The sequence below is a fragment of the Kitasatospora albolonga genome (assembly GCA_002082585.1).
Classification (GTDB): Bacteria; Actinomycetota; Actinomycetes; order Streptomycetales; family Streptomycetaceae; genus Streptomyces; species Streptomyces stephensoniae.
In genome coordinates, this window is record CP020563.1 from 4,437,430 (window position 1) to 4,454,626 (window position 17,197).

At 71.8% G+C, this 17,197-nt stretch carries 13 protein-coding genes, 1 tRNA gene and 1 pseudogene; 9 read left to right on the forward strand and 6 right to left on the reverse strand.

Going from position 1 to position 17,197, the window contains the following annotated elements:
- Nucleotides 1–297: 297 nt before the first annotated feature.
- The 6 genes from B7C62_19390 (at nucleotide 298) to B7C62_19415 (ending at nucleotide 6,720) form a co-directional block, all read left to right on the forward strand.
- Nucleotides 298–1,065, forward strand: coding sequence for a 2-C-methyl-D-erythritol 4-phosphate cytidylyltransferase (locus B7C62_19390; GenBank protein ID ARF74163.1), 768 nt, complete (start codon nucleotides 298–300; stop codon nucleotides 1,063–1,065).
- On the forward strand, nucleotides 1,055–1,570 hold the full coding sequence (locus tag B7C62_19395) for a 2-C-methyl-D-erythritol 2,4-cyclodiphosphate synthase (protein ID ARF74164.1): 516 nt from the start codon (nucleotides 1,055–1,057) through the stop codon (nucleotides 1,568–1,570). The genes B7C62_19390 and B7C62_19395 overlap by 11 nt, the downstream gene beginning before the upstream one ends.
- Before the next feature lie 162 nt (nucleotides 1,571–1,732).
- Nucleotides 1,733–2,137, forward strand: coding sequence for a PPOX class F420-dependent enzyme (locus B7C62_19400; protein ID ARF74165.1), 405 nt, complete (start codon nucleotides 1,733–1,735; stop codon nucleotides 2,135–2,137).
- A 230-nt stretch (nucleotides 2,138–2,367) separates the two neighbouring features.
- Entirely contained in the window at nucleotides 2,368–3,768 is a 1,401-nt protein-coding gene (locus tag B7C62_19405; GenBank protein ARF74166.1) for a cysteine--tRNA ligase, read from the forward strand.
- Nucleotides 3,769–3,866: 98 nt separating this feature from the next.
- Nucleotides 3,867–4,823, forward strand: a complete 957-nt coding sequence (locus tag B7C62_19410; protein ID ARF74167.1) for a 23S rRNA (guanosine(2251)-2'-O)-methyltransferase RlmB — start codon at nucleotides 3,867–3,869, stop codon at nucleotides 4,821–4,823.
- A gap of 274 nt (nucleotides 4,824–5,097) precedes the next feature.
- Nucleotides 5,098–6,720, forward strand: a complete 1,623-nt coding sequence (locus tag B7C62_19415; protein ID ARF74168.1) for a hypothetical protein — start codon at nucleotides 5,098–5,100, stop codon at nucleotides 6,718–6,720.
- A gap of 158 nt (nucleotides 6,721–6,878) precedes the next feature.
- On the opposite strand, the gene B7C62_19420 is transcribed toward B7C62_19415, so the two are convergent.
- The 4 genes from B7C62_19420 to B7C62_19435 all read right to left on the reverse strand — a co-directional run bounded on the left by B7C62_19420 (nucleotide 6,879) and on the right by B7C62_19435 (nucleotide 11,231).
- Nucleotides 6,879–7,595, reverse strand: coding sequence for a guanyltransferase (locus tag B7C62_19420; protein ID ARF74169.1), 717 nt, complete (start codon nucleotides 7,593–7,595; stop codon nucleotides 6,879–6,881).
- Between the two features lie 99 nt (nucleotides 7,596–7,694).
- The gene (locus B7C62_19425) at nucleotides 7,695–8,108 is read right to left on the reverse strand and encodes a hypothetical protein (protein ID ARF74170.1); all 414 of its coding nucleotides are present in this window, start codon (nucleotides 8,106–8,108) and stop codon (nucleotides 7,695–7,697) included.
- A gap of 236 nt (nucleotides 8,109–8,344) precedes the next feature.
- Complete coding sequence (locus B7C62_19430; GenBank protein ARF74171.1) at nucleotides 8,345–9,481, reverse strand: sugar ABC transporter ATP-binding protein; 1,137 nt, start codon at nucleotides 9,479–9,481, stop codon at nucleotides 8,345–8,347.
- Nucleotides 9,482–9,824: 343 nt separating this feature from the next.
- The gene (locus B7C62_19435; GenBank protein ID ARF74172.1) at nucleotides 9,825–11,231 is read right to left on the reverse strand and encodes a transposase; all 1,407 of its coding nucleotides are present in this window, start codon (nucleotides 11,229–11,231) and stop codon (nucleotides 9,825–9,827) included.
- Between the two features lie 152 nt (nucleotides 11,232–11,383).
- On the opposite strand from B7C62_19435, the gene B7C62_19440 reads away from it, so the two are divergent.
- Together B7C62_19440 and B7C62_19445 are read left to right on the forward strand one after the other, a co-directional pair.
- Nucleotides 11,384–11,459, forward strand: a tRNA-Thr gene (locus B7C62_19440).
- Nucleotides 11,460–11,764: 305 nt separating this feature from the next.
- Nucleotides 11,765–13,342 (forward strand): annotated as a pseudogene (locus tag B7C62_19445) (hypothetical protein).
- A gap of 529 nt (nucleotides 13,343–13,871) precedes the next feature.
- Here B7C62_19445 and B7C62_19450 read toward each other — a convergent pair.
- On the reverse strand, nucleotides 13,872–15,263 hold the full coding sequence (locus B7C62_19450; protein ARF74173.1) for a two-component sensor histidine kinase: 1,392 nt from the start codon (nucleotides 15,261–15,263) through the stop codon (nucleotides 13,872–13,874).
- Nucleotides 15,260–16,063 carry a DNA-binding response regulator gene (locus B7C62_19455; protein ID ARF74174.1) on the reverse strand — a complete coding sequence of 268 codons (804 nt, stop codon included), beginning with the start codon at nucleotides 16,061–16,063 and terminating at the stop codon, nucleotides 15,260–15,262. Before B7C62_19455 ends, B7C62_19450 begins: the two co-directional genes overlap by 4 nt.
- Before the next feature lie 89 nt (nucleotides 16,064–16,152).
- On the opposite strand from B7C62_19455, the gene B7C62_19460 reads away from it, so the two are divergent.
- The gene (locus tag B7C62_19460) at nucleotides 16,153–16,818 is read left to right on the forward strand and encodes a hypothetical protein (GenBank protein ID ARF74175.1); all 666 of its coding nucleotides are present in this window, start codon (nucleotides 16,153–16,155) and stop codon (nucleotides 16,816–16,818) included.
- Nucleotides 16,819–17,197: the final 379 nt, after the last annotated feature.

Below are 17,197 nucleotides of genomic sequence, written 5' to 3' on the forward strand. Positions count from 1 at the left end.
GGGCAGCCGTCCGGACGGCATGGCCGTACCCGGAAAATCTCTCGTACCCGGAGAATCCGGAAAAGCGTCCGGCTGCGGAGCCCGACTCCCTGTATCCCCGTGCTCCGGTGCCCCCACGCCCGCCGCTCCGGAGCGCCCGCTGTTCCGGATACTGATCGCCGACGCGACTCCGCTCGACCGGGGGTCACGGAAGGGGCCCGGTTCAAGTCAAGGCGTCACGCCCGGCTTGCTGGGCCCCTACCCATGTCGCCCGTGGAAACAAACCTGCCGAACCTTCGGACCTTCGGAGTGCACCCGATGACCTCGACGCCACCCCCGCCCGACCGGCCGCGCCACCCGCGTACCGCAGCGGTGATCCCCGCTGCCGGACGGGGCATACGGCTCGGACCGGGCGCCCCCAAGGCCCTCCGGGCGCTCGGCGGCACGCCCATGCTCATCCACGCGGTCCGCGCCATGGCGGCCTCCCGGGCCGTCTCCCTCGTCGTGGTCGTCGCCCCGCCGGACGGCGCGCCCGAGGTGAAGCACCTCCTGGACGAGCACGCCCTGCCCGAGCGCACCGACTACCTGGTCGTGCCCGGCGGCGACACCCGGCAGGAGTCGGTGGGCCTCGGCCTCGACGCGCTGCCCGAGGACATCGCCGTCGTCCTGGTCCACGACGCCGCCCGTCCCCTGGTGCCCGTCGACACGGTGGACGCGGTCGTCGAGGCCGTACGGAACGGGGCACCCGCCGTCGTTCCCGCGCTGCCGCTCGCCGACACCGTCAAGGAGGTCGAGCCCGCCGGGGCCGCCGGGGAGCCCGAGCCGGTGCTCTCCACCCCCGTACGGGCCAGGCTGCGCGCGGTGCAGACCCCGCAGGGCTTCGACCGGGACACCCTCGTACGTGCCCACGCCGAGGTCGCGCTCGACGGCGAGGGCGCCACGGACGACGCGGGCATGGTCGAACGCCTCGGCAAGCCGGTCGTCGTCGTCCCCGGACACGAAGAGGCGTTCAAGGTCACCCGCCCGCTCGACCTGGTGCTGGCCGAAGCGGTACTCGCCCGCAGGAGGGCCCACGATGGTTTCTGAGCAGCACACGACGGCCCCCGCCGCCCCCGTCATCCCGCTCGTCGGGATCGGCACCGACATCCACGCCTTCGAGGAGGGCCGCGAACTCTGGTGCGCGGGCCTGAAGTGGGAGGGCGAGGGCCCCGGGCTGGCCGGGCACTCCGACGCCGACGTCGTCGCCCACGCCGCCTGCAACGCCCTCTTCTCCGCCGCCGGTCTCGGCGACCTCGGGCAGCACTTCGGCACCGGCCGCCCCGAGTGGTCCGGCGCCGCAGGCGTCACGCTCCTCACCGAGGCCGCCCGGATCGTCCGCGCCGAGGGGTACGAGATCGGGAACGTGGCCGTCCAGGTCGTCGGCGTACGCCCGAAGATCGGCAAGCGGCGGGACGAGGCCCAGAAGGTGCTGTCCGCCGCCGTGGGCGCCCCGGTCTCGCTCTCCGCCGCCACCTCGGACGGCCTCGGCTTCACCGGGCGCGGCGAGGGACTCGCGGGGATCGCGACGGCGCTGGTGTACCGGGCGCGCTGACCCGGGCGGCCTCCGTACGGCGCACGCCGAGCAAGCCCCGTACCGCCTCCGCACGCCCCCTCATTCACCCGTTCGGCGGGTAGTGGCGGGAAGGAACGGAGGCGGTACGGGGTTGGGGGGAAGGAGCACCGCACCACCCCGGCCACCAGGAGGACGTACGCCATGACCGCCGCACTCTCCACCGAGCTCAAGAACCTGCTCGACACCCCGGTCTTCGTCCACATCGCCACCATCCAGCCGGACGGCAGCCCGCAGGTCTCCCCGGTCTGGGTCAAGCGCGACGGCGAGGACCTCCTGATCTCCACCACGGTCGGCCGCCGCAAGGAGAAGAACCTCCGCCGCGACCCGCGTGTCACGGTCGTCGTCCAGCCCTTCGACGCCCCGTACACCTACGCCGAGATCCGCGGCGAGGCGGAGCTGACGGAGGAGGGCGGCCCGGAGCTGATCAACGAGCTGTCGCTGAAGTACACCGGGAAGCCGTACGCGGAGTTCAACCCGGCCTCCGTCGATGACGACCCCCGGGTCGTGGTCCGGATCACCCCGCGCAAGGTCGTCGGACGCATCTGACGCGTCTGACGCATCTGAGAGCCCTCGCCACAAGCCCCCGGGAAGCCGCTGGGAAACCCTGGGGACCTCCCCGGCAAGCCCCGGAAGCTTCCGCGAAGCCCCTCGTGAACCCCTGAAGTCCTCGAAAGGAGCCGCCCGGAGGCGGTCCGGACCAGGCCGGTATCAGAAAGTTGCCCCCGCGATCGCCCAAGGGTCGCGGGGCACTGGTGTCGGCCTACTACCCTTGAGGCGTGACTATTCGCCTGCACGACACCAGCGCCCGGCAGATCCGTGACTTCGTCCCGCTCACGCCGGGCTGTGTCTCGATCTACCTCTGTGGCGCTACCGTCCAGGCGGCACCGCACATCGGGCACATCCGTTCCGGGCTGAACTTCGACATCATGCGCCGCTGGTTCACCTACCGCGGCTACGACGTGACGTTCATCCGGAACGTCACGGACATCGACGACAAGATCATCAGGAAGTCCGCCGAGCAGGGCCGCCCCTGGTGGTCGATCGGTTACGAGAACGAGCGCGCGTTCAACGACGGCTACGACGCGCTGGGCTGCCTCCCGCCCACCTACGAGCCCCGTGCCACCGGCCACATCACCGAGATGATCGAGATGATGCGCGGCCTGATCGAGCGCGGCCACGCCTACGAGGCCGACGGCAACGTCTACTTCGACGTGCGGTCCCTCCCCGGCTACCTCTCCCTCTCCAACCAGGATCTGGACGATCTGCGCCAGCCCTCCGGCGAGGGCGAGACCGGCAAACGCGACCCGCGCGACTTCGCCATGTGGAAGGCGGCCAAGGAGGGCGAGCCCAGCTGGGAGACCCCGTGGGGCCGCGGCCGTCCCGGCTGGCACCTGGAGTGCTCGGCGATGGCCCACAAGTACCTGGGCTCGGCCTTCGACATCCACGGCGGCGGCATCGACCTGATCTTCCCGCACCACGAGAACGAGATCGCCCAGGCCAAGGCGTACGGCGACGAGTTCGCCAACTACTGGGTGCACAACGCCTGGGTGACCATCGCGGGCGAGAAGATGGCGAAGTCGCTCGGCAACTCCGTCCTCGTCAGCGAGATGGTCAAGCACTGGCGGCCCATCGTCCTGCGCTACTACCTGGGCACCCCGCACTACCGCTCGATGATCGAGTACAGCGAGGAGTCCCTGCGCGACGCCGAGTCCGCGTTCGCGCGGATCGAGGGCTTCGTCCAGCGCGTCACCGAGAAGGCCGGCGAGACCGTCCCGCCCGCCGCCGAGGTGCCGCCCGCCTTCGCCGAGGCGATGGACGAGGACCTGGGCGTGCCGCAGGCCCTCGCGATCGTCCACACCACGGTCCGCCAGGGAAACAGCGCGCTCGCCGCCGATGACAAGGAAGCCGCCGTCGCCCGCCTCGCCGAGGTCCGGGCCATGCTGGGTGTCCTCGGACTCGACCCGCTCGACGAGCACTGGGCGGGCGAGGGGGACCGGGGCGAGGATCTGCACGGGGTCGTCGACACCCTCGTACGCCTGGTTCTCGACCAGCGGCAGTCGGCCCGCGCCCGCAAGGACTGGGCCGCCGCCGACGCCATCCGCGACCAGCTCAACCAGTCCGGACTGGTCATCGAGGACAGCGCGAGCGGTCCGCGGTGGACGCTCGGCCCGCGCTGAGCGCACCGGAGGAACCACGCGGGTGTGCCGCCCGGCGCTCCGGGCGGCACACTTTCCCTATACGTACGCACGTCTGAAAGCAACGAAACAGGTAGGTCATGGCCGGGAACAGCCAGCGCAGGAACCGCCGCACGTCCAACAAGAAGGGCGCGCAGGTCGGCAGCGGTGGCCAGCGACGCCGTGGCCTGGAGGGCAAGGGCCCGACCCCGCCCGCCTCCGCCCGCAAGGGACACAAGAAGAACCGGGTGGCCAACGCCCAGGCCAAGCAGGCCGCCGCCCGCCGCCCCGCGCCCCGGCGCGGCGGGGCGAAGGGCACCTCCGAGATGGTCGTCGGCCGCAACCCGGTCTACGAGGCCCTGCGGGACGGCGTGCCCGCCGTCACCCTGTACGTCCAGCAGTACATCGACAACGACGAGCGCGTCCGTGACGTGCTCAAGCTCGCGGGCGACCGCGGCACCATCAACCTGATGGAGGCCCCGCGCCCCGAGCTGGACCGGATGACGAACGGCCTGAACCACCAGGGCCTCGTCCTCCAGGTCCCGCCGTACGAGTACGCGCACCCGGACGACCTGCTCGTCGCCGCGCAGGACAACCACGAGGACCCGCTGATCGTCGCCCTGGACGGTGTGACGGACCCGCGCAACCTCGGCGCGATCGTCCGCTCGGTCTCCGCGTTCGGCGGCCACGGCGTCGTCGTCCCCGAGCGCCGCGCGGCCGGGATGACCGCCGGTGCGTGGAAGTCCTCGGCCGGTACGGCGGCCCGCACCCCGGTCTCCCGGGTCACCAACCTGACCCGCGCCCTGGAGGGCTACCAGAAGGCGGGCCTCACGGTCGTCGGCCTGGCCGCCGACGGCGAGCACACGGTGGAGGACCTGGAGGAGCTGGCCGGTCCCGTCGTCATCGTCATCGGCAGCGAGGGCAAGGGCCTCGGCCGTCTCGTCGGCGAGACCTGTGACTACCGGGTGCGGATCTCGATGCCGGGCGGCGCCGAGTCGCTCAACGCCGGTGTCGCGGCGGGCATCGTGCTGTACGAGGTGGCGCGCCGCCGCGGATAGCGGAGCGGGATGTCGTACGGCCGGTACGGCCGGTACGGCGTTCGCGCGGTCATCTCCCCGGCGACGGGTGGTCGTCGCCCCGGCAACGGGGCGGCCCGTTCACCGAGTTGACGCGCGAACGCCGAACAAGGTTCCAGGATGCCCGAGTTTGGCCGGATCTTGACGGGTCTCGGACACATCGGGCCTGTCAAGGCAGTGTCCTAAAGACCCATCACTCGGTTAGATGAGTGTGGACACCAGAACGCCTCGGTTCGACGAGCAACCCGCCCTGAGCATGACCAAGGTGGACAGCGACCCCGCGCAGGTCATCGTCAACCACGCCAGCTTCCGGGTGCAGCTCGCCCCGGGCCAGCGCGCACGGCTGCGCGGCCTCGCGGACACGGCCCGCATCCCCGCCATGAGCGGTGCCGGAGTCGGTGCCGGGGCCGGGGCCGGAGTCGGCCGCAGGCGGGCACCGGTCGTCTGGAGCGGCAGATCGGCCCCGGGCGACCCCGGCGCCACGGGCCTCCTCCAGGCCGTACGCAACTCCACCGCCGGACACCTCGACACCGCGCTCACCGCCGGGGCCGCCGACGGCCTCGCGGGGGGCGCGACCCAGGTCATCCCGCTCCTGGAGGAGACGCAGCCCAACCCCGTACTCACCGCACCGCACCAGCCCGGCCGCACCGGCCCCCTGCTGCCGCCGATGCGCCAGGCCGTCGGCGCGTACGACTCCGTCGACGACGAGCCGGACGGCCGTCCCGGCACGTACGACGGCGACGGCGACGGCTACGAGGACGGCACCGAGGCCCGCGCCCGCCGCCACGGCAACGACCCCGTCCGGCACGCCTACTACCCGGGCCACCGGATGAACCTGGGCGTCGTCCTGCTCCCGATGCGGGTCCTCCTGGGCTTCATCTCCATCTACGCGGGCATGGGCAAGCTCTGCGACCCCGTCTACTTCGACGGCGGCGAACGCGGCTCCATGGTCAAGTGGCTGAACTCGCTGCAGCCCTGGGCGGTCGCCGAACCCCTCCGCGACTTCGCCCTCTCCCACCCGGTCGGCGCCGGACTGACCGTCGCCTTCCTCCAGGTCGTCGTCGGCGTCCTCACCGTCCTCGGCCTCTGGCAGCGCGTCGCGGCCTCCGTCGGGGCCCTGCTCTCCGCGATCCTCCTGGTGACCGTCAGCTGGCGCACGGTCCCCGTGTACGAAGCCCCCGACATCATCCTGCTGGCCGCCTGGAGCCCGCTGATCATCGCGGGCGCCCCCGTCTACTCCGTCGACGGACGGCTCGCCGGGGAAGCCTGGCGCAAGCTCGGCCCCCGCTCCGAGATCTGGGACCTGCGCCGCCGCGTCCTGCGCCGCGGGACCGTCGTCGCCAGCGTCGTCATCGGCCTCACCCTCCTCATCGGCTCCGTCCTCGGCGGCGCCGTACGCTCCACCGAGGTCGTCACCGTCCCCGGCCGCAATGACTACCCCACCAACCGCCTCCCCGGCATGCCGCTGCCCCAGGAGTCCACCGGCGAACGCCAGGCGTCCCGCACCCCCCAGGAGCAGGAGCGCCGCCCCGAGCCGACCAGCTCCGGCGAGGCCACCACCCCCGTCACCGGCCAGGCCACCCCCGGCGCGACCCGCGACTCCGGCGGTGGCCAGAGCACCGGGGCTGGCGCCCAGCCCAGCGAGACCCAGGGCACCGGCCAGGAACCCCCTCAGCAGACCGCCCCGCAGCAGCAGCAACAGCCCCCGCCCGCCACCAGCGCCGGCCCCACCTCATCCGGCTCCACGGGCGGCGACGGCTCCACCGGCGGCGGCGCGGAGCCGGAGGCCCCGCCCGCCTCGGGCGGCGGCGAGGGCACGCCTCCCGGCGGCTCCACCGGCGGCGGTGGCCGCAACCCGATCGGCGGCCTCCTCGGCTGAGCCGCAGGCCCGCACGAGCGGACCGGCACGAGCGGACAGAAGGGGGCGGCCCCCACCCGGCACTCGGGTGGGGGCCGCCCCCTTCTGCTGCCCACCGATTCCACCGATTCCACCGATTCCACCGATTCCACCGGTGGTGCTGTCAGCCGGTGGTGCTGTCAGCTCGCCTGGGCGCCCAGTTCACGCGCGGCCTCGGTGAGGTCCTTCGCCGTGTCGATCGCCCGCCAGTACGCCCCGTGGGGCAGCGGGAACCCGGCCAGGCGGCGCTCCCGGGCCAGCCGGGGGAACGTGGTCCGCTCATGGTCGCCCCGGTCCGGCAGCATCTCCGTGAAGGCGGGGGAGAACACGTACACCCCCGCATTGATCAGATACGGGGAGGGCGGCGACTCGATGAAGTCCGTGATGTGCCCGAACGCGTCTGTCTCCACCGCGCCCCACGGAATCCGGGGCCGGGCGAGCGCCAGCGTGGCGGTGGCGTCGCGCTCCGCGTGGAACGCGGCCATCTCGCGCAACGAGAAACGGGTCCAGATGTCCCCGTTGGTGGCGTACCAGGGCTGCTGTGGATCGGGCAGCCGCCCGGCCGCGAACTTCAGCCCGCCGCCCCGGCCCAGCGGCTCCGTCTCCACCACGGTCGTGACCCGCAGCGGCAGCACGGCGGACTCCAGCCACTCCTGGAGCACCTCGGCGAGATGGCCGCACGAGACCACGGCGTCGGTGACGCCCTCGGCGGCCAGCCAGGAAAGCTGATGGCCGATGATCGGGGTCCCGGTACCCGGGATCTCGACCATCGGCTTGGGGCGGTCATCGGTGTACGGCCGCAGCCGCGACCCCTGACCACCGGCGAGGATCACGGCCTGCGTCGGATACGTATGCATGGCAGGCACGATATGCGGTGCCCGCGCACGACAGCCCCTGACGGCCGCCGTCACGCATCGCGCTGCGCTCGGCTGATCCTTACGGCCGGACGGCTGCGCTCAGCTGAACTGAGCGACCCCCGAGGCGAACGAGGTGTCGCAGACCGGACGGGAGAAGCGCTGCGCGCGGGTCGGACCGTACTGCTCGACGGCGGCCTTGCCGAGCGCCTTCGCGATCGACATGCAGTGCCGGGCCAGCGACGGACGCTGCTCCACCGCACGCTGGAGGCCCGTCAGCGCGGTGCCCGGGTCCTTCTCCTGGAGCTCGACGAGCAGCTTCTCGCGCAGGACGTCCTGCGCGGTGCTGGGCTTCGCGGGCTTGGACACGGTCTCCGAGGAGGCGGCCAGCAGCGTGGAGTCTTTGTCCGTTGCCGCCCACTGGACGCTGGAGACCGCGAGGGTTCCGGAGAGCACCATGACGACGGGCAGGACGAGGGCGAGGGATCGGCCGATGCGCCGAGCGGTGTGGGTCACGCAGCGAGCGTAGCGGCCAGTGATGACTCAGCGACATTTCGTCACTCTCGTGGGTGATGGTTCGACGCGTCCTTTCGAATGCCCGGTTGACGGACCCAGGGGAAATGCCCTGTGTGCCGGGGTATTTGACGCCGCCCGGCACCGAAACCCAAACCCGCCGCGCACCACGCAAACGGCCCCGCGCCCCCTGGAAGGGGACACGGGGCCGTACGGCAGGCAGGAACCCGGGGGCCTCGTCAGCCGGTGAGGCGCTCGCCGGTCGAGGTGGCGAAGACGTGCAGCTCGTCCGGGCGCGGGACGACGTGCAGCTCGGTGCCCTTCTCCGGCACCTCACGGCCGCCGACCCGGACGACCAGGTCCTTGGCCTCACCGGCGACCTGCGCGGTGCCGTAGACGAAGGCGTCGGCGCCGAGTTCCTCGACGACGTTCACGGAGACGGCGAGACCGGCCGGCTGGTCCGAGGTGTCCTTGGTGAGGGACTTCGCGGCGGCGCCGCCGTGCTCGACGATGTCGAAGTGCTCGGGGCGGATGCCGACCGTGACGGTGGTGTCACCGCGGTCGGCGGCGGCGGACAGCGCCTCGCGGGAGACCGGGACGACGCTGTTGCCGAACTTCACGCCACCGTCGGTGATCGGGACCTCGACCAGGTTCATCGCGGGCGAGCCGATGAAGCCGGCGACGAAGAGGTTGGCGGGGCGGTCGTACATGTTGCGCGGCGAGTCGACCTGCTGGAGCAGCCCGTCCTTCAGCACCGCGACCCGGTCACCCATGGTGAGGGCCTCGACCTGGTCGTGGGTGACGTAGACGGTGGTGATGCCCAGGCGGCGCTGGAGCGAGGCGATCTGCGTACGGGTGGAGACGCGGAGCTTGGCGTCGAGGTTCGACAGCGGCTCGTCCATGAGGAAGACCTGCGGCTCCCGCACGATGGCCCGGCCCATCGCCACACGCTGACGCTGACCACCGGAGAGCGCCTTCGGCTTGCGGTCCAGGTAGTCGGTGAGGTCCAGCATCTTGGCGGCCTCTTCGACCTTCGCCCGGATGTCGGTCTTGTTCACACCGGCGATCTTCAGCGCGAAGCCCATGTTGTCGGCGACGGACATGTGCGGGTACAGCGCGTAGTTCTGGAACACCATGGCGATGTCCCGGTCCTTCGGCGGCAGGTGCGTGACGTCGCGGTCACCGATGCGGATCGCGCCGCCGTTGACGTCCTCGAGACCCGCGAGCATGCGCAGGGAGGTCGACTTGCCACAACCGGAAGGACCGACGAGGACGAGGAACTCACCGTCCGCGATGTCGATCTCGAGCTGGTCCACCGCGGGCTTCGTGGAGCCGGGGTAGACGCGGGACGCCTTGTCGAACGTGACACTGGCCATGCTGAATCTTCTCCTCAACCGGCAGGAACGTGCCGGACGATCCGAGTAGGGAGTGGTCTGGTCCACTTGAGCGGACCTGCGGTGACGTTACCTGCCGTTCATGTGTCCTGTCAGTACCTCTTGGGTCACGAAAAGTGCCTCGTGAAGGCAGAGGAGAGGCCGGAGCAACGTACTTTTGACCCGGCCCCCGCCGGGGACCTTCCTGCTTCGGTATCCGCCGCCGACCGGACATCGCCCCGAAGGCGACATCCTGCCGGTCTCACAAGGACTCCAGAGGCATCACGGCCGACGGCCCGTCGGTCCGGCACGCGCTTCTTACGTCTTTTACGTCGTCCTGAGCCGACTACGCCGTCCGCACTACGTCCGGCACTTCGGAAGCTCTGATCAACGACGGCATGGCCCGCCCCGGTGGCAGCGTCGAAGCCACCAGCTCGTACAGCCGCATCCCTTCCACCCGTAGATTCCGTGCCGCGTTCACGTCGCGGTCCTGCGCCGCACCGCACTCGCCGCACGACCAGCCGCGCACCGCCAGATCCAGCTTCGGTCCCGTCACCCCGCACGCCGAGCACTGCCGCGTCGAGGGGAAGAAGCGGTTCACGACGACCAGCGTTCGGCCGTACCACGCGCACTTGTACCGCAACTGCCGGAGCAACTCGCCCCACGAGGCATCCAGGATCGCCGGGTTCAACCCCGCCTTTCGCCGACGGCCCTTCCCTCTTGGTGACCGTACGAGAGAGGCGACGGACAGGTCTTCCACCACGAGCACTTGGTTCTCGCGCACGAGGCGGGTGGTGAGCCGGTCCAACGCGTCCCCGCGGACATCACTGATCAGGGCATACAGCCGGGCGATCTCCTGTCGTGCCTTCTCCCTGTTTCTCGATCCCCTCTCCTTGCGGTGCAGGTTCCGCTGAAGACCGGCGAGTCTCGCCCCGTACTTCTTCAGCAGCCGGGGGTGGTCCACCTTCTCCCCGTCGTCCAGCGTGACCAGCGCCGCCAGCCCAAGATCCAGAGCCGCCGCCTTCGGCGGCCCACCGTCCCGCAGGAACACCGGGGGCAGAGGCTCGATGCGCTCCTCCACCAGTACCGAGACGAAGAAGCGGCCTGCCTGATCACGGCTCATGATCAGCTTCACCGGCCGCGTTCCCGCCGGGAGCGGTCGGGACCACCGGATGCGCAGCGACCCGGACTGCTTGGCCAACGCGATCAGCCCCGTCCCCGGCCGTTCCGAGTCCTCCACCCAGCGAAAGCCCGTACGGACATAGGTCGCGGAGTCACGGGAGCGACTCTTCTTCTTGCGCCTCGGGTGCTTGGCCGTTCCTTTGAAGAACCGCCCGAAAGCGATGTCGAGATGGCGAAGTGCCTGCTGGAGAACGGTCGAGGACACCTCCTGCAGCCACCGTGTCCCCTCGGCGTTCCGCCAGCCCGTGAGCGCTCGGCAGGACTCGGCGAATCCGAGGGACACCCGGTGCTCGCGCCAGGCCCTGTCCCGCAGGGCCAAGCCCTCGTTGTAGGCCCAGCGGCAGGCGCCGAAGGTCTTGATCAGCTGTTCGGCCTGGACGGGGGTGGGGTAGCAGCGGTACCGGTAGACGCGCTGACGCGTGTCGGCTGCCGGTGTCCGCCGCCGCATCGGCACGGCCACCCGCTGCTGGTGCTTGACGCGGGCGGGAACGCCCAGCGCCTCGCGCTTGACACGCCCGGCCTCCACGCCAGTGACGCGGACCCGGTTGTCTTCCCCCGCGGCCTCGAGCACGACCCCTCCCCTGTCCGATATTCGGACGACACTCCAGTGCGTTCAACGAACAGGTGAGCGGGAGGTTGCGTCCGTCCGATATGCCTGCCCGTGGGGGAGCGGGGCTGTGTAGAGTTGTAGCGTCTCGGCGCGTGCCTTGCGCGTGCGCTGTTGCCTCCTTAGCTCAGTCCGGTCTAGAGCGGCTGTCTTGTAAACAGCAGGTCGTCGGTTCGAATCCGACAGGGGGCCCTCTGGGAAGCCCAGGTCAGATCTCTCTTCTGGCCTGGGCTTCTTCCGTCGGCGGGCTGGGTGCCGGGCCGAGCGGGCGGGAGGGCGTGCCGGGGGCTGAGGGTGAGGGCAGGGTCAGGGGGTGGTTAAGGCGCCCCTAAAGATCGGCCCGCACCGCTCTCACCAGCGGAAAGCGGATGACCGCAGGGCTAGGTTGAGCTCCGCCCGGGAGTTCCCCACCGCCGCGCGAGAGAAGCCCGTTTCCAGGGAGTGCCGTCGTGAACAACCCGTCCTTGCCAGGTTCCGGCCAGTCCGGTCATTCCGCCGCTGCCGTTGTCGACGCCCTGCCCGACGGCCTCGTGCTCGTCGACGGCAACGGCACGGTGGTCAGCGCCAACGCCATGGCCCTCGCCCTCTTCGAAGCACCCGGGACGGCGCTCGTCGGGCGCGGGCTGCTGGATCTGCTCCCCGACTTCGACTGGCGCGAGGGCGCGGTGCCGGCCGGGGCCCGGCGGATGAACGCCCGGCGTACGGACGGCGGTGCGTTCGCCGCCGAGGTCGCCGCCGTCAGTCTTCCGGGCACCGACGCCACCGAGCCGTACGGCAGCGGTGCCGCCGATGATCCGTACGGTGGCGGTGTCGTCGGTGATCCGTACAGCGGTGGTGGTGGCGGTGATCCGTACCGCGGTGGTGCCCGTGGGCAGCTGCTCATGCTCGTCGTACGGGATCTCACCGGGGCCCTGGACGCCGAGGCGGAGCTCGCCGACGCGCGGCGGCAGACCGAGGCGGTGTTGCGGGCCGTGGGGGAGGGGGTCGTCGGGACGGACACCGAGGGGCGGATCGTGCTGGTCAACCCGGCCGCCGCGCAGCTGATGGGGTACCGGGCGAGTGAGCTCGGGGGCCGGGAGCTGCATGCGCTCGTGCTGCACAGCGGTGGTGACGGCGAGCCGTGTCCGTTCGACGGGTCGCCCCTCGCCGACACCCTCCGCACCGGCCGCAGGCACCGGGTCCGGGGGCAGGTCCTGTGGGCTCAGGACGGCACCCGGCTCCTGGTGGACATGACCACCGCGCCGGTCCGCGCGGGGGACCGGGTCGTCGGCGCCGTCGTCACGTTCCTCGACCGGGGCCCGGACCAGCGGCTCGCACACCGGCACGCGGCCGAACTCACCGCCCGGGCCCAGCGCCACGGAGCCGAGCTGCGCCGCCTCGAACAGCGGTACGAGGGGCTGGCCGGGCGCCACCGGCAGCTGGCCGAAGCCGTCGGAGGCGCCCGGCGCGGGCACCTGGAGGAGCTGCGCGCCGAACTCATGGCCCTGGCCGCCGACGACGCGTGCCATCTGTGGCCGGAGGCCGGCCGGTTGCTGGGTCGGCTGGCCACCGGGTACACGCGGATGGCCGCCCTGCTCGACGACGTGCTCGACCACCAGCGGCTCGCCTCGGGGGAGGAGGAGCTGCGCAGGGAGGTGGTGGATGTCGGCGGGGTCGTACGCGACGGCGTACGCCGGTCCGTGGAGCTCCTCGGCCACGAGCGCACGAGGTTCGCCCTGCGCAGTCCCGGGGCGGAGGCGGAGGTCGATCCGGACCGGCTGGCCGTGGCCCTCGCGCACCTTCTCGCCGATGTCGCCACGGCGGGGGTGGGGGCGGGCGCGTCCGGGGACGTACCGCCAGTGGGTGGGGGCGGGCCTGTGGACATGCCCGTGGACGCTGGTGCGTTGACGACCGTGGTGGTGGGCGCGGAGGAGGGCGGCAGCGTGCGCATCGAGGTGCGCGGGCCGTACGCCGGTGGTGATCCCGTTCACCAGTCGATCGTGAGCGGCATCGTGGGCGCCCACGGCGGGGTGGCGCAGCGGTACGAGGCGCCGGGGGTGGGCGGCGGTGGGGTGTACGTGATCGAGCTGCCGGTCCGGTCCGCGACCGGGGTGGCGGAGCGGCTCCCCTACGCGGAAGCCGGGCCGGGGCCGGGGACGGGCCAGGGGGCGGGGCTGGATGTGGGCACGGGGCAGGGGACGGGGGTGGGGGCTGGCTCTGGGCTGGGTCTGGAGCCTGGCTCCGGTTCTGGTCCTGGTTCCGGCTCCGGCGCCGGTCCTGGTTCCGGTCCTGGCTCTGGCTCCGGCCCTGGTCCTGGCTCCGGTTCTGGCCTTGGGTCGGGCTCCGGTCCGGACGCTGTTCCTCCGTCGGGGCGTCGTCGCCGGGGGCGTGCCCGGCATGCTCTGCCGCTTCCCGATGCCGGTCAGTCCGGTCAGCCTGCCCGGCCCGGCCGTCCCGAACGTTCCGGCCCCGGTGCCGGAGTGCGTACGGAGGCGGGCGCCGGGCCCGGGGCCGGAAGTGGGCCGGGGGCCGGGCTCGTGCCGGTCTCCGGGGCCGCGTTCCCGCCTGTGCCCTGGCCCGTACCCGCATCCGGCCCCATGCCCAGCTCCGTACCCGGCCCCGGGGTCAGCTCGATGTGACGCCCGGGCGTCTGCGGCGTCGGGCCGATCTGCGGTCCCGGGGGGCCGGCTGTTCCTCCGGCTGGGCGTTGAGCTGGAGCCATACCCGTATCTCCGCCCCTCCGTAGATCGAGTGGCCGATCCGGACATCGCCGCCCGTGGTCTCCGCCATCCGCCGCACGATGTCCAGGCCCAGCCCCGTCGAGCCGTCCCTGTCACCGTCGTTGCCCCGGGCGAGCGCCGCCTCGGGGTCGGGGATTCCCGGACCGGCGTCGGAGACCAGGATGATCACCGCGTCCTGGCTCCGGTGCAGGTCCAGGGAGAAGGCGGTCCCTTCCGGGGTGTGCTGGAAGACGTTGCCGAGCAGCGCGTCGAGCGCGGCCACCATGTCACCGCGCGGGACGGGGACGTGCACCGGGGCGCGGACGCCCGCCACGCTGTTGGGCCGGCCCTCGTCCTCGGCGAGGGCCGCCCAGAAGTTCATGCGTTCGCGGATGACCTCGGACGCGTCGCAGCCCGCGCCCACGGGCGGTCCGGCCGTCTGCGGTTTGGCGTCGCGGGCCGCGCGGATGATGGTGTCCACCTCGCGTTCCAGGTGGGCGACGGCGGCCCGGGTCTGTTCGGCGGCGGTCCCCTCGCCGAGCGAGGCGGCGTTGAGCCGCAGCACGGTCAGGGGCGTACGCAGGCGGTGCGAGAGGTCGGCGGCCAGTTCCCGTTCGTTGGCCAGGAGCTGGACCACCTGGCCGGCCATGGCGTTGAAGGCCACGGCCGCCCGCTGGAGCTCCCTCGGCCCCTCCTCGGGGACCCGTACGCCCAGGCTTCCCCGGCCGAGCTGCTGGGCGGCTCCGGCCAGGCGCTGGGCGGGCTGGGTCATGCGTACGCCGAGCCGGTCCGCGACCAGCACCGAACCGGTGATGAGGGCGATACCGACCCCGGCCAGCACGAGCCAGGCCAGGGCCACGCCCCGGCTGAGCTCGTCCTCCGGTACGAACACCTCGACGATGCAGATCCGCCCGGCCCCCAGGGCGAAGGGCTGGAGGAACGCCGAACCGCCGGGCACCGCCGTGATTCCGGCGTGGCCGAGGTCGCGGGTGATTTCCACCGCCTCGTGGCCCACCCGGACGCGGCCCATCTCCAGCTCCGAGCCGTCCCCGGAGACCGGGAGATGGATCGCCATGCGTCCGGCCGCTCCCGCCTCGGTGGACAGGACGGCCTGGAGGAGCTGTTCCCGGTCGGTGGTGATGGAGAGCGTCGGGCCGAGTGCGTTGGCCTGCCGTTCGGCCTGGGAGAAGGCCCGGTCCTTGGCCATCTCCTTGACGACCAGGGCGAGCGGTACGGCGAAGGCGAGGACGACCATGCCGGTGACCGCGAGGCAGACCTTGATGAGGGCCCATCTCACCGCGGTGGTTCCAGTTTCACGCCGACGCCCCGGTAGGTGTGCAGGTAGCGGGGGCTGGCGGCGGATTCGCCCAGTTTCCGCCGCAGCCAGGACAGATGGACGTCCACGGTCTTGTCGGCGCCGTAGGGCTGGTTCCACACCCGGGCCAGCAGGTCCTTGCGCGAGACGACCGTGCCCGGGCGTCCGGCGAGGTAGGCCAGCAGGTCGAACTCCCGCCGGGTCAGGTCGAGTTCGACCCCGTCCAGGGTGGCGGAGCGGCGCTGGGGGTCGACGGATATCCCGCCGACGCGGATGACATGGGGTATCGGGGTGCGGGCGGGGCCGTCGGCGCCCAGGGTGCTCATGGTGCCGCTCATGCCGGTGCCCATGCCTGTGCCCGCTCCCATCCCCATCCCCATCCCCATCCCCATGCCCGTGTTCGCGCCGGGGCCGGAGCGGGAGCCGGAGCGCCTGAGGACGGCGGCGATACGGGCGATGAGGTGCTCGGCGGAGAACGGCTTGGTCAGGTAGTCGTCGGCACCGTCGTTGAGCAGGCGGACGATACCGGCCTCGTCGTCCCGGGCCGTGGCGATGATGACGGGGACGTCGGCGATGCCCCGGAGCATCTTCAGCGCCTTGGTGCCGTCGAGGTCGGGCAGTCCCAGGTCCAATATGACCACGTCGAAATGGAGTTGGGAGATCTCGCGCAACGCCTCCAGTGCCGTGCCCACACTCCGCACGCTGTGGGAGGCGTCGGTGAGGTGCCTAATGAGGGCAGCGCGAACGAAGTGGTCGTCCTCGACCAGGAGCACACTAGCCATGAGCGGAACCGTACGCTATTCAATGAAACGGTTTGCAGAGACTTCGGCGAAGAATCCTCGCCGACCCATGGACCACGATGTGACAGCTGATGCGACGGCTACGGAAACGACTACCACTGAAACAGGGAATTGCCTGGACGCTGTCCACGGCGGCGGCGGGCACGTTGTCGTGGTGGGGCGTCCATACGGTGATGGCGGCCACCGCCTATCCTCCGCCGGTCGCGGTCGCCCTGACGGAGGAGCGGGTGCAAGCGGAGTCCCGGTCCGCCCCCGTTCCGTCCTACAGCTACCGGCCGAACACCCCGGCGGCGTCCGCCGATCCGGCTCCGGCTGGTGAGAAGGGGCAGGGGGGTGAAGCCGAGGGGCAGCCGGAGCCGGGGGCGGAGGCGGGAACGGGGCCGGGCCCGGAGTCTTCGGCGGGCGCCGGAGCCTCCCCGGCGCCCGGCCGCGGCGGGGTCTCCCCGTCGGGCGGGCCGAGCGGCGGCGCGGTGGCCGACGGTACGGCGGCGGGGGGCGGCTCCGGGAGCGCCGAGGGCGAGGTCAAGGGCTACACCGTCGACGGCGGCCGGGTCACCTTCTCCCTGGGGCGCGACAGCGCGGAGCTGGTCTCGGCGACCCCGAACGCGGGGTGGCGGATGCAGGTTTGGCGCCACCCGCAGTGGATTCGGGTGACCTTCACCCAGGGCGAGCGCGAGATCAATGTCTTCTGCAGCTGGCACGAGCATCCGCCCCTCGTGCAGATCGAGGGGCGGTGAGCGCGGAGGGGCGGTGAGCGCGGTGGAGGGCGGTGAGGGGTGGGGGAGCGAGCGTGCAGTCGCCGTTCAGGGGGGTGGCCGTGGGTGGTCCCGGGTGGGGTGTCTGACCGTCAGGTCCGTAACGATCCGGAATCGGCAGCGTTAACCGGACCTCGCCGGAGTTAACCGGTCCCCGGGCCCGGCGGAGGCCCCTGGTGCCGTCGCGGCCGTCCCGGTGCATGGCCCGGTGTGCGGTCCGGTCCCTGGCCCGATGCGTGTCCGGCGCGTGGTCCGACGCCGTCGCGGGAGTGCGTCCCTTTCTCTCTTATCGCTCCCTTAACCGGGCTATGAGATCGCGTTATCAATTCCTTGGAAAGGGTGCCGGAGTTCAGGTGATCCG